The organism is Mesorhizobium sp. M3A.F.Ca.ET.080.04.2.1 (assembly GCF_003952525.1).
Taxonomy (GTDB): domain Bacteria; phylum Pseudomonadota; class Alphaproteobacteria; order Rhizobiales; family Rhizobiaceae; genus Mesorhizobium.
Genome location: NZ_CP034451.1, coordinates 1,541,212 through 1,561,425, shown reverse-complemented (window position 1 = coordinate 1,561,425; position 20,214 = coordinate 1,541,212). Strand labels below are relative to the sequence as shown.

Below are 20,214 nucleotides of genomic sequence, written 5' to 3'. Positions count from 1 at the left end.
GGCGATGAGTTCGGTCCTGTATAGGAAGGTGGTCAAGAACTTCGGCGCGCTCAACGTGCTGCGTTCTCTCGACCTCGCCGTGCCGGACCACAAATTCCTCGCCCTCCTCGGCCCATCGGGCTGCGGCAAGACCACAGCGCTGCGCATTCTTGCCGGGCTCGACATGCCGACGACCGGCAAGGTCTTCATCGGCGAGCGCGACGTCACCCGGCTGCAGCCGCGCGACCGCGATATCGCCATGGTGTTCCAGAGCTACGCGCTTTACCCGCAGATGACGGTCGCCGAAAATATCGGCTATCCGCTGTGGATCCGCGGCATGCCGGACGGCAAGCGCCAAGCCAAGATCGACGAGGTCGCCGCCATCCTCGAGATCGGCCATCTGCTGGACCGCCGGCCGCGCCAGCTTTCGGGCGGCCAGCGGCAACGCGTGGCGCTGGCGCGCGCCATCGTCAGGGATCCGGCTGCCTTCCTGATGGACGAACCGCTGTCCAATCTCGATGCGCGGCTGCGCCTCACCATGCGCGGCGAGATCAAGCGGCTTTGCCAGCGCCTCAGCGCCACCACCATCTATGTCACCCACGACCAGGTCGAAGCGCTCACCATGGCCGACCTCGTTGCGGTCATGCATGGCGGCGAGCTGCAGCAGATGGCGCCGCCGATCGACATCTACGACCAGCCGGCCAACCGCTTCGTCGCCACCTTCGTCGGCAATCCGCCGATGAACATCCTGCCGGTAGCGCTTTCCGAGCAGGGCGTGGCGGCCGGCGGAAGCGTCGTTCCGCTGGAGGGAGCCCGGCTCACCGCATGCCGTTTGGCCGAGATCGTCGAGATCGGGCTGCGGCCGGAGGACTGCAGCATTGCCCAGCCGGGCACGCCGGGCGCGCTGCCGGGCGAGATCTATGTCGTCGAGCCGATGGGCAACGAGACGCTGGTCAACATTCGCGTCGACGGCGGCAACCTTTCCGTGCGGGCGGGCCGCGATTTCAGGGGCGCGGTCGGCGAGAACATCGGCGTTGCCTTCGACCCGTCGAACGCCTGTTTCTTCAATTCCGCCGGCCTCACCGCCGTCCACCGGGTCCACAGCAATGGGAGAGAGAAATGACGCATTCCAGCAGACTCACTCGCCGCTCCGTCATCAAGGGCGGGCTTGGCCTCGCGCTCGCCACCACGGCCCTCACCACGCTCGGCCTGCCGATGGCGGCCAGGGCCGCCGGCAAGAAGGTGATCATCGGCGCCTTCACCGATGGCGGGCTCACGCCTTTCAAGCAGAAGATCATCCCACAGGCCAAGGAAGCCGGTTTCGACGTCGAGTTCCTCGAGGACGAATACGGCGTCACGCTCGAGAAGTGGTTCGCCGACGCCCAGAGCGGCGCCGGCCAATACGACCTCTATCTGCTCGATGATCCGTGGGTGCCGCAGTTCGGCGCCGCCAATGTGCTGGAAGATCTCGGTGCCGGCGGCATCGACGGCTCCGACAAGGACTGGATCGGCTCCATGATCGACATGGGCTACTGGCCGCCGCAGCAGGGACCGCGCGTCAAAGGCTTCGAGGACGCCAAGCCGACACTGATCTGCGTGCCCTTCGTCGGCGACCTGCAGACGCTGACCTATCGCAACGACGTCTTCACCGGCGGCGCGCCGAAGACCTGGGACGAGGTGATCGCCAAGGGCAAGGAAGGGGTGGCGGCCGGCACGATCAAGTATCCGGTCGTCTTCCGCGGCGTCTCCGGCAACCCGATCGTCACCAGTTGGTATCCGATCTTCCTGTCGTTCGGCGGCTCGTTCTTCGACGACAAGTGGAACCCGATCTTCAATTCGGCGGAAGGCAAGGCCTCGGCCGATTTCTTCGTCGGCACGATGAAGCAGAACGCGCCGAGCGGCGTGGTCGAGTTCGACTCCGACCAGGAGGGCGCGGCGATCCTCGGCGGCGAGGCGGGCGTCATCATCCAGTATTCCGGCAACGCGCTGAAGGCCGACGATCCGGCGCAGACCAAGGTGGCCGGCAAGCTCGATTTCGGCGTCGTGCCGAAGCAGGAAAAGGCGATCGCCCAGATGGGCATCTTCATCGCCGGCGTGCCGAAATCGGCGCCCAACAAGGCAAACGCGATCGAATTCCTGAAGTGGTACACAAGCGCCGAAACTCAAGCCAAGCTATCGGAAGCGGGCTCGATCCCGGTCAAGCGCAGTGCCTTCGGCGTTGCCAAGCCGGGCAACCGGCTGATCCCGGTCGCCCTTCAGCAGCTCGACGCCGGCGCGCTGCCCCGGCCGCGCACGCCGGACTGGGCGAAGGTCGAGGAACTGCTCGGCATCGAGCTCAACAAGGCGCTTCAGGCCGGCTCCGGCGGCGGCGCCGCCCTCGACACGGCCGCCAAGCAGGTCAAGGATTATCTCACCACGGCCGGTTACTACTGATGCACGGCGCAGCGCAGGCACGCAAATATCGCCTGCAGGGGGCGGGGCTCGACCTCGCCCTTCCATACCTCATGCTGGCGCCGGGCCTGATGATCGTGCTCGGCGTCCTCGTCTATCCGCTTTGGGACGGTCTCAGGGCGAGCACCAAGATCTACCGCTACGGCTCGCCGGTCGCCGATGCCGGCTTCCAGAACTATCTACGCCTGTGGAGCGACGCGCAGTTCCTGAACTCGCTTTGGGTCACGGTGAAATTCGTCGCGCTCTCGGTCTCGCTCGAGGCGGTGCTCGGCTTCGCGCTGGCGCTGTTCTGCCTGCGTGAGTTCCGCGGCATCCGCCTTCTGCGCACCGTGCTCATTGTTCCCATGGTGATCACGCCGGTCGTCGTCGCCATCCTCTTCCGGCTGATCTACGCCAGCGACGCCGGCATGCTGACGGTGCTTTCCGAGGCGATGGGCGGCGGCGAAGTGCAGATCCTCGGCAATCCGCTCAACGCCTTCATCGGTCTCGTGGTGCTCGATGTCTGGGAATGGACGCCGCTGATGTTCCTGATCCTGCTCGCCGGCCTGCAGTCGCTGCCGCATGAGCCTTTCGAGGCCGCGCGTGTCGACGGCGCCGGCGCCTGGCGCGTCTTTGCCGATCTTACCTTTCCGATGATGCGGCCGGTGCTCGCGGTCGCCATCGTGCTCAGGACCATCGACGCCTTCGGCACCTTCGACCAGGTCTTCGTGCTGACCCGTGGCGGGCCGGGAGAAGCGACGAGGCTGATCTCGATCTACGGCTACGATACCGCGTTCAAGTTCCAGCAGACCGGCTACGCGGCGGCGCTGTTCGTGACCATCGGCCTCGTCGTGCTTGCGCTCGCCTTCAGCGCCATCAGGCTCCTGCGCAGGATCGATGCGTCATGAGCACCCGTCTGGCCCGCATCCTGACGACGCTTTTCGTGCTGGCGACTGTGCTGCTGCCGATCTACTGGCTCGTCTCGACCTCGCTGAAATCCAACCGCGAGATCACCCAGGAAGGCACGCTTTACCCGCATGTGCCGACGCTCGCAAATTACGTCAGGCTGTTCACCGAGAAGCAGTTCGGCTCCTACCTGACAAACTCGCTCGTGGTGACCTTTGTCTCCGTCGCGATCGCGCTGGTGGCGGGCGCCATGGGGGCCTATGCGATCGCCCGCTTCCGATTGCCGCTGGCCATGGAGGGCAAGGTCGGGCTGTTCCTGCTGACGCTGCGCATCATCCCGCCGGTGGTCATCTTGATCCCGGTCTATCTCCTGATGCTGAGCCTCGGCCTCCTCGACACCTGGCTTGGCCTGATCGTCACCTACACCGCCTTCAACGTCACCTTCTGCGTCTGGATGATGGAGAGCTTCTTCCGCGAGATTCCGGTCGATCTCGAGGAGGCCGCGATGGTCGACGGCGATTCCCGCTTCGGCGCCTTCCGCCGCATCACGCTGCCGCTGGCGGCACCTGGGCTCGCCGCGACAGCGATTTTCGCCGTGCTGGTCACCTTCAACGAATTCCTCTTCGCGCTGGCGCTGACGGCGACCCCGCGGGCGATGACCATGCCGCGCGGCACCGCGACGCTGATCGGGCGCATCGACACCGACTGGGCCTCGATGGCGGCGGCCGGCGTCATCGGCGCGCTGCCGATCGTCTTCTTCGCGCTGCTGGTGCAACGGCATCTGGTGCGCGGTCTCACCATGGGTGCAGTCAAGTGACACGTTGAGTTCGCCGTCCGGGACGGCCCGACAGGAAAGTCGAACGCATGATGGATGTTTGTCTGTTCGGAGTGGGACTGATCGGCCGTGTGCATGCCGGCAACCTGGCGCGTCACCCGAAGGTGCGGCTGCGCTACATCGTCGATCCCAATCCGCAAGCCGCGGCCAAGATCGCCGCCATGACCGGCGCCGAGATCGCCGATACCGAGGCCGTCATGAACGATCCGGCGGTGAAGATGGTGTTCATCGCCTCGGCAACCCGCACGCATGCCGAGCTTGCAATCGCCGCGGCCGGGAAGGGCAAGGCGATCTTCTGCGAGAAGCCGATCGACCTCGACCTGAAGCGCACCGACGAATGCCTGGCCGCGGTGGCCAAGGCGGGCGTGCCGTTCCAGATCGGTTTCAACCGCCGTTTCGATCCGAGCTTTCGCGCGCTGAAGGAGCGGCTTGTCGCCGGCGAGATCGGCACCGTCGAGCAGGTCATCATCACCAGCCGCGACCCCGAGCCGGAAACCGAGGAGGCGCTGGCCGGCGGCGGCGGCGTTTTCCGTGAGATGACCATTCACGACTTCGACATGGCGCGCAACCTGCTCGGCGAGGAGCCGGTGCAGCTCTTTGCGACCGGCTCCTCGCTGGTGGCGCCGCAATATGGCAAGCTGGGCGACTACGACACCGCGATGTTCATCCTGCGCACGGCGTCCGGCCGCCAGTGCCACATCAACAACAGCGTCAGGACCGCCTATGGCTACGACCAGCGCATCGAGGTGCATGGCCCCGATGGCATGCTGAGGGCCGGCAACCGGCTGCCCACCTCGGTCGAGTTCTCCGGCGCGAGCGGCACATCGCGCGACAGGCCCTACTATTTCTTCGTCGAGCGCTATGCGGAGTCCTACGCGGCCGAGATCGACCATTTCATCGCGTGCGTCGAGGCGGGCAGGGCGCCCGACGTGACCGCCAGCGACGGCCGCAAGGCGATGATCCTTTGCGAGGCGGCGCTTGCCTCCGCCAGATCCGGTCGGTTCGAGCCTGTGCGGTTCTGATCCGGCGACTGCCACCAAAGTCATTCGGAGGACGCTCCATGAAGATTGGCATGATCACCGACAGCCTCGGAAACCTTTCCTTCGACGAGATGCTGAACGCTTCAGCCGAGCTTGGCCTGGAGACGCTTGAATTCGCCTGCGGCAACTGGTCGTCGGCGCCGCACATCGATCTCGCCGCGATGCTGGAGAGTGCGGCCGCGCGCACCGAGTTCGCAGCCAAGGTCAGCGCTCGCGGGCTGACCATCGCGGCGCTCAACTGTTCCGGCAATCCGCTGCATCCGGGACCGCAAGGCAAGAAGCATCGCCAGGTGACCGAGGACACGATCCGGCTGGCGAGCCTGATGGGCATCGACCGCGTGGTGATGATGTCGGGCCTGCCGGGCGGACCCGGCGATGCCAACCCGAATTGGATCGTCACCGACTGGCCGCCCGAATGCGCCGAGATCCAGCGCTACCAGTGGGACGAATGCATCATTCCCTACTGGCGCGATCTGGTGAAGTTTTCGAACAATCTCGGCATCAGCAAGCTCTGCCTGGAACTGCACGGGCATCAGGCAGTCTACAATGTCCATACGCTGTTTAGACTGCGCGAGGCCGTCGGCGAGACGGTCGGTGCGAACTACGACCCAAGTCACCCGATGTGGATGGGTGCCGACCCCATCGCCGCCGTCCGCAGCCTGGGCTCCGCGATCTACTACGTCCATGCCAAGGACACGCGCGTCGAACCGATCCCGGCCGGCATCGACGGCGTGCTCGATGCGCGTCCGACGAACCTCTACGCGGAGCGGGCTTGGAACTACATCACATTGGGCTATGGCCACGGCGAGACCTGGTGGCGACAGTTCTGCACCGTCCTGAAGCAGGTCGGCTACGACGACGTGCTGTCCATCGAGCATGAGGACATGATGCTTTCGCCCATGGAGGGCATGCGCAAATCCGTCGCCCTGCTGCGCAACGTGGCCATCAATTTAGGGGAGTAGGGGAGTAGGGGAGTAGGGGAGTAGGGAGGCGCCTCATCGGCTGCCGGGCACTGCATATTCCTTATTCCCCTACTCCCTTACTCCCCTAAACCTACATCTTGTCTATCACCGATTGCACGCCTTCCGTCGGTGCATCTACCGACGACCCTGCCACCATGATGGCGGCGACGATGGCTTCGGGGTCGCTGACCACCAGCGGCTTCACCCGGTGCGCCGTGTGGATGAAGCCCTCCTCCGCCATGTGCTCGATGAGCGACAGCATCGGATCCCAGAAGCCCTTGATGTTGGCGAACACGATCGGCTTGCGGTGATGGCCGAGCTGCGCCCAGGTCATGATCTCGACGATCTCCTCGACCGTGCCGATGCCGCCGGGCAGCGCCACAAAGGCGTCGGATTTTTCGAACATCCTGTGCTTGCGCTCGTGCATATTGTCGGTGATCAGCAGCTCGTCGAGCTTGTCGAGGGCGGTCTCCGTCGCCTCCCGGTTGATCAGGAAGCGCGGGATGATGCCGGTCACCTTGCCGCCGGCCTTGAGCGCCCCTTCGGCGACAGCGCCCATGATGCCCTTGGTGCCGCCGCCATAGATCAGGCGCAGGCCGGATTTCGCCAGCGAGCGGCCGAGCAGGTGCCCGGCCTTGATATAGGCCGTGTCGCGGCCCGGAGACGAACCGCAATAGACACAGACGGATCGAATCGTGTTCATGTCGATGATTGGTGATGGGGACGGTTGGCGCGGTCAAGCCCATGACGGGCTTTTTCTTGTAGCACCAAGGAAAACACGCTAGACCGGCGTTAGGTGGCTAAGGGGGCAGAAAAGAATATGGCTATCAATCCTTCCAAGGCGTTTTTGTTCGCGGCGGGCGGCGTTGCCGTCGTCGCGGCTGTCGCCTATGGCTCGGGCGCGCTCGATTCCTACATCAAGCAAAAACCCGCGGAGATCGCCGCCCTCCCGCAAGGAGAAACCAAACCGGCCGGATCCGCCGGCACGACCACCGAGGGACGCCTGCCGCAGCCTCCAGCCGACGCGATGGCGCCGGCCAGCAATACGATGGCGCCGGCGAACAAGAACAACGCGATGGCACCGGCTGCCCCTGCCGGGACGGCTCCAGCCGGCACCGCACCTGCCGCTCAAGCGCCCGCTGCCGCCGGCCCGACGCCGCCGACCTTCGACGTCGTGCGCGTCGAAGGCAATGGCTCAATCGTCGTTGCCGGCAATGCGGCGCCGAATTCGAAAGTCGAGATCCTCAGCGCGCCCAAGGTGCTCGGCTCGACCGATGCCGGTCCGGACGGCGCCTTTGCCATCGTGCTCGACGACCCGCTCAAGCCCGGCGACTATACGCTGTCGCTGCGTTCGACGGCGGGCGGTGTCGCCACCCAATCGGCGCAGACCGCTGTCGTATCCGTCCCGCAGAGTCCTACCGGCCAGGTGTTGGCCATGGTCGAGGAGCCGGGCAAGCCGTCGGAACTGATCACCGTTCCGCGGCCGCAAGCCAACGCCGCCGCACCGGCCGCCACCGATCAGGCCGCCGCTCCGGCGGCGCAGGCGCCGGCTGCCGGCTCATCCGCGATGACGACGGTACCGGCGACCGCCCCGGCCACTACCGATCAGGCTGCTGCGCCCGCGACGCCGGCACCCGCCGCTGGCGAACCCAAGATCGTCGTCGAGGCGGTCGAGATCGACGGCAAGAAGATCTTCGTCGCCGGCACGGCCGATCCTGGCCGCAAGGTGCGCGCCTATGCCGACGAACTGCTCCTCGGCGAAGCCAAGACCTCGCCTGACGGTCACTTCCTCATCGAGGCGGCGCGCGACATTCCGGTTGGCAGCCACACCATCCATGTCGACGGCCTGGCCGAGGACGGCGTGAAGGTCGTCTCCCGCGCCGCCGTGCCGTTCGAACGGGAGCCCGGCGAGTCGGTCGCCGCCGTCGCCCCGGGCGAGAACAAGCCGGCCGCGACGAAACCGGCAGCACCTGCAACGGGTGAGGCACCTGCGGCCAAAGTCGCGGAAGCGGCGCCGTCGGACGGCGCGGCCGAAACCGTCGCGCCCAAGCTCGAACATGCCGATGGCTCCGTCATCATTCGCCGCAACGACACGCTGTGGCGCATCTCGCGGCGAGTCTACGGCCATGGCGTGCGCTACTCGACCATCTATCTCGCCAACCAGGACCAGATCCGCAATCCCGACCGCATCTGGCCCGGCCAGGTCTTCAAGGTGCCCGGCAAGTCGAAAGAAGGCGAGCCGGCCGACATGAAGGCCATGGGCGACCAGATGACCACGCCGCCTGCGAAGGCCGAATAGATCAGCTAGCCATCCGCCCAGCTTGCCTTGTCATCGTTCATCGTCTATCGACGATGAACGATGACAGACTCCCTTTCCGAAAGCCGCGCTCCCGACAGCCGTGCCATCGCTCTACGTTTTGCCGCGCTGGCGCACCCGGCGCGCATTGAGATCCTGAAGCATCTTTCGGCCAGCCGCTGCTGCTCTTGCCGCGAGGTGGTCGATCATCTCGATCTCGCCCAGTCGACGGTTTCGCAACATCTGAAGATCCTGGTCGAGGCCGGGCTCGTCCGGTTCGAGGCCGATCGCCAGCGCTCGCGTTATGCGGTCGATCATGCCGCGCTCGCCGGTGTGTCCGCCGCGCTCGACCAACTCGTCAACGCCTGCTGCTCCAGCCGCTGACCCTCTCACCCAAAAGGCAAGAAAAGTGGCCGAAAAGACCGTTTCCGCCGAATCCGGCACCCTCACGACCCTGCGCAATCTGTGGCCCTATATGTGGCCGGCCGAGCGCGCCGACCTGAGGGCCCGCGTCACCTGGGCGACGCTACTTTTGGTCGTTGCCAAGGTGACCCTGGTCGCCGGCCCGTATTTCTTCAAATGGGCGACCGACGCGCTCGCCCACGCCGCGAAGACGCCGCCGCCGCTGCCCGCCTTTCTGCTCGCGCCGGTCATGCTGGTCATCGCCTACAATATGCTGAGGCTGCTGCAGCTCGGCTTCAACCAGTTGCGCGATGCGCTGTTTGCCCGCGTCGGCCAGTATGCGGTGCGCCAGCTCGCCTTCCGCACCTTCGTCCACATGCACCAGTTGTCGCTGCGTTTCCATCTCGAGCGCCGCACCGGCGGCCTGTCGCGCATCATCGAGCGCGGCACCAAGGGCATCGAGACGATCGTGCGCTTCGTCATGCTGAACACGGCGCCGACCATTCTCGAATTCGCGCTGACGGCCGGCATCTTCGCCTTCACCTATGGCTGGAAATATGTGGCGGTGGTCGCAATCACCGTCTGGATTTATGTCTGGTTCACGGTCAAGGCCAGCGACTGGCGCATCTCGATCCGCCGCGACATGAACGACAGCGACACCGACGCCAACACCAAGGCGATCGACTCGCTGCTCAATTTCGAGACGGTCAAGTATTTCACCAACGAGCGCATGGAGGCCGAGCGCTTCGACCGCTCGATGGCCCGCTACGAGAGCGCCGCCACCAGGACCTGGACCTCGCTCGGCTGGCTGAACTTCGGCCAGGGCGTCATCTTCGGGCTGGGCACCGTCATCGTCATGTGCATGTCGGCGCTGGAGGTGCAGGCGGGCACGCAGAGCGTCGGCGATTTCGTCTTCATCAACGCCATGCTGATGCAGCTTTCCGTGCCGCTCAACTTCATCGGCTTCATCTACCGCGAGATCCGGCAGGGGCTGACCGACATCGAGCATATGTTCGACCTGCTCGACGTTCCCCAGGAGATCGTCGACAAGCCCGACGCCAAGCCTTTGGCCGTCGGCCCCGGCAAGGTCGAGTTCCGCGACGTGCATTTCTCCTACGACCGGAACCGCAAGATCCTGAAAGGCATCTCCTTCGAGGTGCCGGCCGGCAAGACGGTGGCGATCGTTGGCCCGTCGGGTGCCGGCAAGTCGACCATCTCGCGGCTGCTGTTCCGCTTCTACGATGTCCAGGCTGGCCAGGTGCTGATCGACGGCCAGGATGTCCGCGACGTCACCCAGGAGAGCCTGCGCGCCGTGCTCGGCATGGTGCCGCAGGACACCGTGCTGTTCAACGACACCATCGCCTACAACATTCGCTACGGCCGCGTCGGCGCCAGCGAGAAGGAGGTGCGCCAGGCCGCCGAGCTTGCCCAGATAGGCCAGTTCATCGAGAAGCTGCCCGATGGCTACCGCGCCATGGTCGGCGAGCGCGGGCTGAAACTGTCCGGCGGCGAGAAGCAGCGCGTCGCGATCGCCCGCACCATCCTCAAGGCGCCGCCGATCCTGATGCTCGACGAGGCGACCTCGGCGCTCGACACCCAGACCGAGCAGGAGATCCAGGCCGCGCTCGACCTCGTCAGCAAGGGCCGCACCACCATCGTGATCGCGCATCGGCTGTCGACGGTGATCTCTGCCGACGAGATCATCGTGCTGAAGGACGGCCAGATCGCCGAGCGCGGCACCCATGCGGCGCTGTTGCGCAAGAAGGGCCTCTATGCCTCGATGTGGGACCGCCAGCGCGAAGCGACCGAGGCCGAGGAGCGCCTGCGCATTGCGCGTGAGGCAGATGAGCTTGGGGTGATCGTGCGGCGCCGGACTTCGGAGGTTGGCTAATCTCCCCCCTCGTGGGGGAGATGCCCGGCAGGGCAGAGGGGGGGCGCTGTCCCGCTGACCTGTCAACGCTTTGCAGACCTGCAAATATCTGCAGGCTCGCGGTTCGTCTTAGGTGAAATCAGAAAGGCCGCGTTCCTTCGCGCCCCTCTCTGTCCTGCCGGACATCTCCTCCACAAGGCCCCACAAGGGGGGAGATCAGCAGCGTCGATCACCGGCGCCAAAAATCCCCTTGACCTCAACCTACCTTGAGATTGCAAACCGTCTCCGAGCCTCCTGCCAAGCAACCTTCCAAGAACGGAGACAGGTCGAAATGAGCAATGAAAATCACCACAATGGCAGCGTCTTCCGGGTCGACAAATTCGTCGTCCCGGCGGAAGCGCGCGACGAGATCCTCGGTAAAGTCAGGATGACCCATGAATTGCTGCGCCGGCAGGAGGGCTTCGTACAGGATTTCCTGCTCGAGCAGTTCTCCGGCCCGGGCGAATTCAACATCGTCACCATGGTCGAATGGGAAAGCCAGGCGGCCATCGACAAGGTGGTGCCGATCGTCAAGGCGGCGCATGAGCGCGTCGCGTTCAGCCCCCAGGAAACCATCGCCCGCCTCGGCGTCAAGGCCGACATCGCCAACTATCAGCGGGTGCCGGAGCTGTAGGAACGCCGGAGGCCTCCTTCCACTTCCATTGTTGCGTTGCGGGGAGGGGGGCTTTCGGCTATTGAGGCCGGACCTGAAACAGGGACCGCCCAGAACTCGATGACGCTTCTCGATTCGGTCAAGAATACGTTCGTTCCGATCCATCGCGAGGGTTATCCCTTCATCGCCGCCTTCGCCGCGGCAACGCTGTTCCTCGGCTATTTCTCCTCGGTCCTGTTCTGGATCGGCCTCATCCTCACCGCCTGGTGCGTCTATTTCTACCGCGATCCCGAGCGCGTCACGCCGGTCGACGACCGGTTGGTGGTAAGCCCGGCCGATGGCGTGGTCTCGGCCGTCGGCCCGGCCGTGCCGCCGCGCGAGCTTGGTTTGGGTTCAGCCGAGATGACCCGCATCTCGGTGTTCATGAATGTCTTTTCCTGCCACATCAACCGCGCGCCGGTGCGCGGCAAGATCACGCGGATCGAGCATCGGCCGGGAAAATTCCTCAATGCCGAGCTCGACAAGGCAAGCGCGGAGAACGAACGCAACGGCTTGGTCATCGACAGCCCCAACGGCACGATTGCCACCGTCCAGATCGCCGGCCTGGTGGCGCGCCGCATCGTCTGCTGGGCCGAGCAGGGCGGCTCGATCGCCATCGGCGAGCGCTTCGGGCTGATCCGCTTCGGCTCGCGCGTCGACGTCTTCCTGCCGTCGAGCGCCGTGCCGCGCGTCGCCGTCGGCCAAACGGCGGTCGGCGGCGAGACGGTGCTTGCGGAGTTCGGCGCCTCGGCCGTCACCCCGCTGGTCAGGATTTCCTGAGCGGTGGGCGCGCCCTTCAAGAAATTCGAGGCGCACGCCAGCGGCGGACCGCGTATCCGCGAGATCCCCATGCGCATGGTGCTGCCCAATCTGGTCACCGTGCTCGCCATCTGCGCCGGCCTCTCCGGCATCCGCTTCGCCTTCGAGAACCGCTTCGAGCCGGCGGTCGTCATGGTGCTGCTCGCCGCCTTTCTCGACGGCATAGACGGGCGGCTGGCGCGCATGCTGAAGGCGACCTCGAAATTCGGCGCGCAGATGGATTCGCTGGCCGACATCGTCAATTTCGGCGTGGCGCCGGCGCTGGTGCTCTACGCCTTCATGCTCGACCGCGCCGGCTCGCCGGGCTGGATCGCCGCGCTCCTGTTCACCATCGCCTGCGGCATGCGGCTTGCCCGCTTCAACGTGCTGACGGAAGACACCGACCAGCCTGCCTGGCAGACCGAGTATTTCGTCGGCGTGCCGGCGCCGGCCGGCGCGGTTCTGGTCATGCTGCCGCTCTATCTGTCGTTCCTGCGGCTCGGGATCGAGCCCGGCCGGCCGGCCGCCTTCGTCGCCACCGGCTTCACCGTGCTCGTCGCCTTCCTGCTGGTCAGCCGGTTGCCGGTCTATTCGGGCAAGACCGTCAAGGTGCCGGGCGACAAGGTGCTGCTGGTGATCCTCGCGGTCGTTCTCTACATCCTGCTTTTGATGGCCTATCCCTGGTATACGCTGACGGCCTCGGTCGCCGGCTATCTCCTCTTCCTGCCGTTCTCGGTCCGCGCCTATTCGAAACGGGCGAGGCTGGAGGGCGAGAAGGTGCCGCCTTCGGATATTGGGTAGGGGTCGCCCAATCTCCCTCCTCGAGGGGGAGATGTCGCCGAAGGCGACAGAGGGGGTCGCCGCGCGTGAAGCGCCAACCTCCTTCGCCTGCGGTAAGAGGTCGAGCCCAGTCGGACCGATCCCCTCTGGCCGCTTTCGCGGCCATCTCCCCCTCAAGGGGGGAGATCACGCCGCAGCGCTCAGCCCCAGGCGGTCGATCGCCAGCTTGCGGGCCGAGACATAGTCGGTCTTGCCCGAGCCCAGCACCGGGATCTCCTCCACCTTGACGATGTCGTTGGGCACCATCAGTTCGGCCGCGCCCGCCTTCTTGCCGAACTGGCGAAGCTCGTCGGCGCTGGCGTCGCCCGCGGTGGTGACCAGCACGATGCGTTCGCCGCGCCGCTTGTCGGGCACCGCCACCGCGGCATGGCGCTCTTCCGGCCATAGCGACTGCACCAGCATCTCGACGGCGCCCAGCGACACCATCTCGCCGGCGATCTTGGCGAAGCGTTTTGCCCGTCCGCGAATGGTGATAAAGCCGTCGCGGTCGACCGACACGATGTCGCCGGTGTCGTGCCAGCCCTCGAGCGGCTGCAATTCGCCGGGACGGTCGGCGGTCATGTAGCCCATCATCATGTTCGGGCCGTCGAGCCATAGCCGGCCGGCATCGCTGATGCCCTCGACCGGCTCCAGCTTCATGCGGATCGCCGGCAGCAGCCGCCCAACCGTGCCGTCGCGGCCATGGATGGCGGTGTTCACGGCCACGACGGGTGCCGCCTCGGTCAGCCCAAAACCTTCGATGATCAAGGCCTGGAATCGGTCGCGGTAGACGTGCCGCGTCTCCGGCTTCACCGCCTCGGCGCCGGCCACCACGAAGCGCAGGCTGGAGAAATCGCCGTCCTTGGCGGTGCGGGCATAGTTGGCGAGGAAGGTGTCGGTGCCGAACATGATCGTCGGCTTCACCTTGCGGGCGATCTCCGGGATGATCTTGTAGTGCAGCGGCGAAGGATAGAGGAACAGCTTCACCCCGGTGACCAAAGGCAGGATGGTGCCGCCGGTCAGGCCGAAGGAATGGAACACCGGCAGCACGTTGAGCAGGATGTCGGCCGGCGAGATGGTGATGCGCGCCTCCGCCTGCATGGCGTTGGCATGCAGGCTGCGGTGCGACAGCACGACCGCCTTGGGTGTGCCTTCCGAGCCGGAGGTGAACAGGATCACCGCCGGCTTTCCCGCCTCCTGCCGCTGCAGCGGGAAGCGCCAGAAAAGCGCGGCGGCCACCTTGTCGAGCGTCGTCACGCTGTCGCGCAAATCCTCCAGCCACAGCATCTTTGCGCCGCCCGCCTCGACTGCGGCGACGACGTCGCCGATTCCCGCCTTCTCGATGAAGGCGCGCGACGACACCACAGTGCGGATGACGGCGGTACGGACCGCTGCGGTGACGCTCGCCGGGCCGGCCGTATAGTTGATCATGGCCGCCACGCGTCCCGCCGAGACCAGGCCAACGAAGGAAAGCACCACGCCATTGGCGTTGGGCAGCAGCAGCCCTACCGCCTCGCCCGGCGCCGTCACGCCCTCGAAGCGGCGACCAAGCACGCGGGCGCCGATGAACAGCTTGCGGTAGCTCAGCGCACCTGAAATGACGTCCTCTACGATCGGATGCGAGGCGCCGACGCGGTCGGCCGCGTCGCGCATGGCGAGAAACAGGCCGCGATCAAGGTTGGTGCCATAGAGCCGCGCTTCGGCGATGCGGTCGAACAGCGCGTTGGTGTTGGAGGCCTGGTCGGGGTTGCGCGCCACCAGCTCGGCAATCGTCATCGGCTCCAGCACACTCAGCGACAGGCGTGGGAACCAGTGCCGCGGCGCGCTTTCGGCCGGCCTAAGCGACATCGGCAGGTCGCGTGCGCCGGCGACGAAGATCGGCACGATGCGGGCGTCAGCCTGCATCGCAATGCGAGTGATGGCGCGAAACAGCCGGAACGACTTGACGTCGGGCTCGACGGCTTCGGGCAGGTAGACCGCGAGCCGCCCCTTGCCCTTCAGCACGCGTACCAGCCGGCGGCTGACGAAGACATGCTCGGCGTTGAAGGCGATGGTGCGGCCAAGCTCGCGCCACGGCTCCAGCCAGGGGGAGCGGGCGGAGGCTTCGTCGAGTATGTGCAGCGTGTCGTCGGGCAGCAGCGACAGCATCAGCGCCGGCTCGATGCGCGACTGATGCGTGACCACGTAGATGACCGGCGTCTGCGCGTTGCGGGCGATGCGGATGCGCTCGTCCGCGATCCGGTAGGCGAGCTTGAACGGCACATAGAGCAGCGCCTGGGTAAGGCGCAGGTCGAGGCGGAACCTCTCGATCACGCCGATCAGCAGCCAGGCAAAGACAAGGCCCGCAAGCAGCGCCAAAGTCAGCATCATGCCGCTCTCTCCCAGCGTCCTCCAGGCGCGGCTCTTGATGGCCGCTTCGGCGCAGAGGGTAACGTAAGTGGGGCCGGCGTCAATGCGGGCGGATGCAGTGCTTCGATCGCCATATGATGCAGCGATGAAAAGCTGTCGCTGTTCAAGGCGCGGTAAGGAACGACCGCTGGAAAGAGTATCATCGGCCATCACCCCGCGGTGTACGGCCAAAGGCTCGCTTGAAGGCATGAGAAAAGGCGCTCTGCGATTCGTAGCCGACCGCAGCGGCAACCGCCGCGACGGTGTGGCCAGCGCTAAGCTTTCGCTTTGCCAGAACCATGCGCCAGTGGGTAAGGTAGCCGAGCGGTGGGCGGCCGACACGGTCGGCGAAGCGCTGCGTGAAGGCCGAGCGTGACATGCCCACCTCCGATGCCAGCATCGGCACCGTCCAACGACGCGCGACATCGCCGTGCAACAGTCTAAGTGCCTTGCCGATCCGTGGATCCGCCAGCGCGGTAATCCAGCCGACACTGGTTGCAGGACTCGTAGCCACGAAAGCGCGGACCGCCGCGACGACGAGGATTTCCGCCAACCGCTCGGCGACGAGCGAACCGCCTAGTTCCGCGCTGCTGACCTCCGTCCTCAGAAATTCCAGCGTCCTTTCGACAGCCTCGGCGGTGGGCGAGGCCCGGTCAACACGCACGAACGTGGGGAGCGCGTCCAGTACGAATGAGGCGGCGCCGGCCGCAAAGCCGCTTCCGCCGCCGATCATGGCCGTCTCGTCACCCGCGCCGAGGCACACCATGTCCTGTCCCGGTGAAGCGTAGAGCGGCATACCGTCGATCGGTTCGACCGCCGGATTGCTGGCCACCGTGTAGCGCGTGTTGCTGATGAGAACGACATCGCCTTCCACGAGTGCTTCCGGCGGATGATCCGGAAGCAGAAGCCAGCATCGGCCACGTGTGATCGCGACGAACTTCAGCCGCGCTCGTCCGTCGAAGGCGAGCGCCCAGTCTCCTGCCGCTTTGAGGCCAGTCCCACGAACGCTCAGCGCACCGAGCGCCGCAAGAACCTCGGAGAGTGGATCGGATGTAGTTTCGGCGGATCGCGATAAAAGCATGGCCGTTTGAGCATAGATCATCCGACCCGCAACGCATAGGCTGGCTTTGCACTCAGAAAACGGAGCCTTTGTCATGACCATAGCGAACAAGATCGTAGCCATCACCGGAGCAGGGCGCGGCATCGGCCGAGCGACCGCTATTCATCTTGCTGCGCGCGGCGCGCGTCTCGCGCTCGGTGCGCGAAGCGAGGCGGAGATCGCTGCTGTCGCGGGCGAGATCGAAGCGGCGGGCGGCGAAGCTATCTACCGGGCAACCGACGTGACGAAGCGCGATGATCTGGACGCGCTGGTCGGCTTCGCCTGCAAGCGGTTCGGGCGGCTTGACGTAATCGTCAACAATGCAGGTATCGGGCCGCTCTCGCGCTTCGATGCTCTGGAGGTCGATGCCTGGGACGCCATGATCGACGTGAACCTGAAGGGCGCGCTTTACGGCATCGCTGCGGCGCTGCCCGTGTTCAGCCGCCAGGACAGCGGCCACGTCATCAACGTCATCTCGACGGCTGGCATCAAGATCATGCCGACAATGGGCGTCTACGCTGCGACCAAGAACGCGCTGCGGACAGCTACCGAAGCGCTACGGCAGGAATCCGGTCCACACCTGCGCGTGACGGAAGTATCTCCGGGTTTTATCGACACGACCTTCGCGGATGACACCATTGGCAATGCGGACATCAAAGCGGCGATCCAAAAGCGCAAGCAAGAGCTTGCCATTTCGCCGGAGGCGATCGCACGGGCGATCGCATTCGCAATCGAACAACCCGGCGACGTCGAGATCGGCAGCATCGTGGTGCGCCCGACGGCGCAGGATTGACGTAAAATGAGCCTATTGGCTTGATGCCCAAACGTGTCCGCCCGCCTTCAGCAGGCGGCACAATCCGGCTTACGGCCTTTATGCCGATCTGGCGGAGCTTCTCGGCAGCGGCCTGGCAATACCGTCGTGAATGGAAATTCCCCAAAAGAAAAAGCCGACCTTTTTGCGGGTCGGCTTCTAGTCGGACGGGTCGAGGGGTTTGGGGGGGACTTGGGGGGTGACCCGTCGATCTAACAATGCTCCAGCCGAATATTGGTTCCGCGACCGCAAAAAAATTTATGCGCGCACCGATTTGGCCTTGAGCCAATCACGCCCGGCGTGAGCGAACACCGCGCAAAGCACGATCGCGCCGCCGACGATGCTGGCTGCAGGCGGAACTTCGCCGAGGAACAACAGGGCAAAGAGGATGGCGAATGGCACCTCGGCCGAACCGAGCAGGCCGGATTCGGCCGCGGGGATCAATCGTGAGCCCTCCGTCCACAGGATCGAGGCCAAAGCGAAGGAACAGCCGAAGGTGGCGAGCAGCACCACGTCGCGGGTGGATACGGCCAGCGGATCGGTGACGAACCAGCCAAGCACGAACAGCAGGAACGCCGACACGGCGCCGGCCCAGACCACGGGCGAGTCGCGGAAGGCGCGCACCATGATCATGTAGAGCGCGCTGCCGGCGGTCATCAGAAGCGCCAGCCCGTCTCCGAACAGATGGCCGCTGCCCATGCCCGAGCCGACCATGATCGCGACGCCGCAAAGCGATACCGCCGCCGCCAGCATCGTCTGCAGCCGGAATTTCTCCCGCACTAGCAGGAAGGCTAGCAGCGCTGCAATGAAGGGCGAGGTTGCGTAGATGACCGCGACGTTGGCGACATAGGTGAATTTGAAGGCGGCGATGAAGGCGATGCTGGCCGCCGCGCCTACGATCGCGAGCAGCCAGCCGCGCCAGCCGAGCCTGAGACTCTCGCGTCCGCCCGACCGTCGCCGCCGCCACAGCACATAGAAGGAGATCAGGATCGAGCCGAAGAAACCGCGCCAGCAGGTGATGGTCAGCGGATCGGCATGGATCGATTTCGTCAGCACGCCGGTCAGCGCGAAGGCGACCGCAGAAGCCGAAACCAGCGCGATGCCCAGCGTGCGCTCGGCCGCCGGGTTGGCGACGCTGCCTGCGACTTCCGGCGAGTCGATTGTGTCCGTCATGGTGCCAGACTAATTCGTTGCTGCTGACAGCCTTGTGTCATGAGCGCTTCACCACTTGCGCAATGCCCTTGCTATAGGGGCGAATTCTTGCCGCTCGCTGCTCCAGCGCAGCGGTTGCGTTGGGGCAGGGGGTGGGCCAGAGCGAAAGCGCCTACTGCGTCGCCTGGTAGAGCTCCGAGGCCGCCTCCTTCAGCGCGCGCCTGCCGTCCGGCCTGAAATACATCATGTGCCCGCCCTCGACGACGTCGAGGCGGATCGGCTTGGCGCCGGCGAGCGTTGGGATCTGGTTCACCAGGTAGCGTGAGGCGAGATAGGGGGTGACGAGGTCGGTGTAGCCGTTGACGATGACGACGCCGAGCGAAGGATTGAGCGAGCGCGCCCGTTGCAGGTCGTTCATCACGCCGGCATAGCCTTGCTCCGAACTGCCATAATCCCAGCCGTGGCTGACCTCGCCATTGAGCAGGCGATAGCTCATATCGGTGTGGAAGTTCAGTTCATCACGCGCATAGGCGACGAAGGCAGAGGTCAGCGCCGGAATGCTGCCGTCGAGCACCGGATCGGGACCGCCGGCCTGCGCGCTTTGCGGCGCGATGTCGGCAGTGCCGATCATGGCGTCGTAGGGACTGAGCACTTTGCCGTTGGCGCGCGAGAACTCCTTGGCGAAGAGGCCGGTCGGGATGCGCGCGAAGTTCCGCCGCACGAGGTCGAGGGGCAGGCCGGTGATCTCCGCCACGCGACCGCTGGCCAGCTTTCCGCCTTGCTCCAGCCCGCTGGTAAGCGCCGTCAGATAGTCGCCAAGCGCGTAATGCTCGACCTCGGCCAGCCTGCTGCGCAGCGCCTCGCCGCCGATCCCGTCGGCTCCGAGCCGCGCCGCCGCCAGCGCCGGCAGCTCCAGCGCCCAGTGCAATTGGTCGAACTGGTCCGGTCGAACCAGCATGAACTCCAGCGCCGGCGAGATCAGCACGATGCCGCTGGGGCTCAGGCCGACATCTTCCTGCAGCGTCCGGGCGAGCAGCGCGGCGCGGAAGCCGCCATAGCTCTCGCCGGCGAGGAACAGCGGTGAAGCTGTGCGGCCGTTCTGCGCCAGATAGAGCCGGATGAAGGCGCCGACCGACTTGGCGTCCTGGTCGACGCCCCAGAACTCCTTGGCGTCATGGCCGGGCGCCTCGCGGCTGTAGCCGGTGCCGACCGGATCGACGAAGACGAGATCGGTCATGTCGAGCCAGCTGTCCGGATTGTCGACGAGCTTTTGCGGCGGTGGCAGGAATTCGCCGTCGGCCGCGGTCGCGATGACGCGCGGACCGAGCGCCCCGAGATGCAGATAAGCCGACGCCGCCCCGGGCCCGCCGTTGAAGACGAAGGTGACAGGCCGCTGTTTGGCCGGCGCGGGTGCTTGCTGGCTATAGGCGACGTAGAATATCTCGGCCGTGACCTCGCCTTTGCCGGACAGCAGCGACAGCGTGCCGGCCTTGGCCTGATAGTCGAGCTTGCGCCCGGCAAGCGTGATCGAATGGCTGGTGACCTGCGGCGACGGCAGCAGCGAAAGCACGCCGCCGGTGGGAGCGGGCCGTTCCGGTGTTTCGGCAACGGCCGGATGCGCCAAGGCGGCGAGGGTCAGCAGGACGAGGGGGACGAGTTTCAGCGTGGACCGCATGATGCCTCCGGGAGCGTCTCCCGCAAAGGTATGGCCGAGGCGGCTGATGTCAAAGGGTGAG

At 65.6% G+C, this 20,214-nt stretch carries 18 protein-coding genes; 13 read left to right on the top strand and 5 right to left on the bottom strand.

Annotated elements, in window-relative coordinates:
• The first annotated feature begins 4 nt into the window (after nt 1-4).
• From EJ074_RS07710 to EJ074_RS07685, 6 genes are read left to right on the top strand one after another with little or no spacing between them, the layout of a single operon-like run.
• The gene (locus EJ074_RS07710; protein WP_129552893.1) at nt 5-1,102 is read left to right on the top strand and encodes an ABC transporter ATP-binding protein; all 1,098 of its coding nucleotides are present in this window, start codon (nt 5-7) and stop codon (nt 1,100-1,102) included.
• Nucleotides 1,099-2,412: an extracellular solute-binding protein gene (locus EJ074_RS07705; RefSeq protein ID WP_095805762.1), complete on the top strand. Its 1,314-nt coding sequence runs from the start codon at nt 1,099-1,101 to the stop codon at nt 2,410-2,412. Before EJ074_RS07710 ends, EJ074_RS07705 begins: the two co-directional genes overlap by 4 nt.
• A complete protein-coding gene (locus EJ074_RS07700; RefSeq protein ID WP_095805763.1) occupies nt 2,412-3,317 on the top strand; it encodes a sugar ABC transporter permease in 906 nt (301 codons plus the stop codon). Before EJ074_RS07705 ends, EJ074_RS07700 begins: the two co-directional genes overlap by 1 nt.
• Entirely contained in the window at nt 3,314-4,132 is an 819-nt protein-coding gene (locus tag EJ074_RS07695; protein ID WP_129552892.1) for a carbohydrate ABC transporter permease, read from the top strand. Before EJ074_RS07700 ends, EJ074_RS07695 begins: the two co-directional genes overlap by 4 nt.
• Before the next feature lie 47 nt (nt 4,133-4,179).
• A complete protein-coding gene (gene iolG, locus EJ074_RS07690) occupies nt 4,180-5,172 on the top strand; it encodes an inositol 2-dehydrogenase (protein WP_129552891.1) in 993 nt (330 codons plus the stop codon).
• A 38-nt stretch (nt 5,173-5,210) separates the two neighbouring features.
• On the top strand, nt 5,211-6,152 hold the full coding sequence (locus tag EJ074_RS07685) for a sugar phosphate isomerase/epimerase (protein WP_129552890.1): 942 nt from the start codon (nt 5,211-5,213) through the stop codon (nt 6,150-6,152).
• A 91-nt stretch (nt 6,153-6,243) separates the two neighbouring features.
• On the opposite strand, the gene EJ074_RS07680 is transcribed toward EJ074_RS07685, so the two are convergent.
• Complete coding sequence (locus tag EJ074_RS07680; RefSeq protein WP_095805767.1) at nt 6,244-6,855, bottom strand: TIGR00730 family Rossman fold protein; 612 nt, start codon at nt 6,853-6,855, stop codon at nt 6,244-6,246.
• Nucleotides 6,856-6,972: 117 nt separating this feature from the next.
• Here EJ074_RS07680 and EJ074_RS07675 point away from each other — a divergent pair, with 117 nt between their 5' ends.
• The 6 genes from EJ074_RS07675 to pssA all read left to right on the top strand — a co-directional run bounded on the left by EJ074_RS07675 (nt 6,973) and on the right by pssA (nt 13,010).
• Nucleotides 6,973-8,451, top strand: coding sequence for a LysM peptidoglycan-binding domain-containing protein (locus EJ074_RS07675; protein WP_129552889.1), 1,479 nt, complete (start codon nt 6,973-6,975; stop codon nt 8,449-8,451).
• A gap of 60 nt (nt 8,452-8,511) precedes the next feature.
• Nucleotides 8,512-8,832, top strand: coding sequence for a metalloregulator ArsR/SmtB family transcription factor (locus tag EJ074_RS07670; RefSeq protein WP_129552888.1), 321 nt, complete (start codon nt 8,512-8,514; stop codon nt 8,830-8,832).
• A 25-nt stretch (nt 8,833-8,857) separates the two neighbouring features.
• Complete coding sequence (locus EJ074_RS07665; protein WP_129552887.1) at nt 8,858-10,741, top strand: ABC transporter ATP-binding protein/permease; 1,884 nt, start codon at nt 8,858-8,860, stop codon at nt 10,739-10,741.
• Between the two features lie 310 nt (nt 10,742-11,051).
• Nucleotides 11,052-11,393, top strand: a complete 342-nt coding sequence (locus EJ074_RS07660) for an antibiotic biosynthesis monooxygenase (protein WP_129552886.1) — start codon at nt 11,052-11,054, stop codon at nt 11,391-11,393.
• A 60-nt stretch (nt 11,394-11,453) separates the two neighbouring features.
• Nucleotides 11,454-12,191 (top strand): phosphatidylserine decarboxylase, encoded by a 738-nt coding sequence (locus tag EJ074_RS07655; protein WP_281033671.1) that lies wholly within the window; start codon nt 11,454-11,456, stop codon nt 12,189-12,191.
• A gap of 75 nt (nt 12,192-12,266) precedes the next feature.
• Complete coding sequence (pssA, locus tag EJ074_RS07650; RefSeq protein WP_245420334.1) at nt 12,267-13,010, top strand: CDP-diacylglycerol--serine O-phosphatidyltransferase; 744 nt, start codon at nt 12,267-12,269, stop codon at nt 13,008-13,010.
• 165 nt (nt 13,011-13,175) lie between these two features.
• Here pssA and EJ074_RS07645 read toward each other — a convergent pair whose 3' ends face one another.
• Both EJ074_RS07645 and EJ074_RS07640 read right to left on the bottom strand, forming a co-directional pair.
• Nucleotides 13,176-15,398 (bottom strand): AMP-binding protein, encoded by a 2,223-nt coding sequence (locus EJ074_RS07645; protein WP_129552884.1) that lies wholly within the window; start codon nt 15,396-15,398, stop codon nt 13,176-13,178.
• 178 nt (nt 15,399-15,576) lie between these two features.
• Entirely contained in the window at nt 15,577-16,497 is a 921-nt protein-coding gene (locus EJ074_RS07640; protein ID WP_207210073.1) for an AraC family transcriptional regulator, read from the bottom strand.
• A gap of 73 nt (nt 16,498-16,570) precedes the next feature.
• On the opposite strand from EJ074_RS07640, the gene EJ074_RS07635 reads away from it, so the two are divergent.
• Nucleotides 16,571-17,308, top strand: coding sequence for an SDR family oxidoreductase (locus EJ074_RS07635; RefSeq protein ID WP_129552882.1), 738 nt, complete (start codon nt 16,571-16,573; stop codon nt 17,306-17,308).
• A 276-nt stretch (nt 17,309-17,584) separates the two neighbouring features.
• Here the strand turns inward: EJ074_RS07635 and EJ074_RS07630 are convergent, their stop codons facing one another.
• The gene (locus EJ074_RS07630) at nt 17,585-18,499 is read right to left on the bottom strand and encodes a DMT family transporter (protein ID WP_129552881.1); all 915 of its coding nucleotides are present in this window, start codon (nt 18,497-18,499) and stop codon (nt 17,585-17,587) included.
• 151 nt (nt 18,500-18,650) lie between these two features.
• Nucleotides 18,651-20,153, bottom strand: a complete 1,503-nt coding sequence (locus EJ074_RS07625) for a peptidase S10 (RefSeq protein WP_129552880.1) — start codon at nt 20,151-20,153, stop codon at nt 18,651-18,653.
• Nucleotides 20,154-20,214: the final 61 nt, after the last annotated feature.

Bases quoted from the DNA above. Each gene is read 5' to 3' on its own strand.
- EJ074_RS07710 (WP_129552893.1), top strand. From the start codon at position 5: ATGAGTTCGGTCCTGTATAGGAAGGTGGTCAAGAACTTCGGCGCGCTC.
- EJ074_RS07705 (WP_095805762.1), top strand. From the start codon at position 1,099: ATGACGCATTCCAGCAGACTCACTCGCCGCTCCGTCATCAAGGGCGGG.
- EJ074_RS07700 (WP_095805763.1), top strand. From the start codon at position 2,412: ATGCACGGCGCAGCGCAGGCACGCAAATATCGCCTGCAGGGGGCGGGG.
- EJ074_RS07695 (WP_129552892.1), top strand. From the start codon at position 3,314: ATGAGCACCCGTCTGGCCCGCATCCTGACGACGCTTTTCGTGCTGGCG.
- iolG (WP_129552891.1), top strand. From the start codon at position 4,180: ATGATGGATGTTTGTCTGTTCGGAGTGGGACTGATCGGCCGTGTGCAT.
- EJ074_RS07685 (WP_129552890.1), top strand. From the start codon at position 5,211: ATGAAGATTGGCATGATCACCGACAGCCTCGGAAACCTTTCCTTCGAC.
- EJ074_RS07680 (WP_095805767.1), bottom strand. From the start codon at position 6,855: ATGAACACGATTCGATCCGTCTGTGTCTATTGCGGTTCGTCTCCGGGC.
- EJ074_RS07675 (WP_129552889.1), top strand. From the start codon at position 6,973: ATGGCTATCAATCCTTCCAAGGCGTTTTTGTTCGCGGCGGGCGGCGTT.
- EJ074_RS07670 (WP_129552888.1), top strand. From the start codon at position 8,512: ATGACAGACTCCCTTTCCGAAAGCCGCGCTCCCGACAGCCGTGCCATC.
- EJ074_RS07660 (WP_129552886.1), top strand. From the start codon at position 11,052: ATGAGCAATGAAAATCACCACAATGGCAGCGTCTTCCGGGTCGACAAA.
- pssA (WP_245420334.1), top strand. From the start codon at position 12,267: ATGGTGCTGCCCAATCTGGTCACCGTGCTCGCCATCTGCGCCGGCCTC.
- EJ074_RS07645 (WP_129552884.1), bottom strand. From the start codon at position 15,398: ATGATGCTGACTTTGGCGCTGCTTGCGGGCCTTGTCTTTGCCTGGCTG.
- EJ074_RS07640 (WP_207210073.1), bottom strand. From the start codon at position 16,497: ATGCTTTTATCGCGATCCGCCGAAACTACATCCGATCCACTCTCCGAG.
- EJ074_RS07635 (WP_129552882.1), top strand. From the start codon at position 16,571: ATGACCATAGCGAACAAGATCGTAGCCATCACCGGAGCAGGGCGCGGC.
- EJ074_RS07630 (WP_129552881.1), bottom strand. From the start codon at position 18,499: ATGACGGACACAATCGACTCGCCGGAAGTCGCAGGCAGCGTCGCCAAC.
- EJ074_RS07625 (WP_129552880.1), bottom strand. From the start codon at position 20,153: ATGCGGTCCACGCTGAAACTCGTCCCCCTCGTCCTGCTGACCCTCGCC.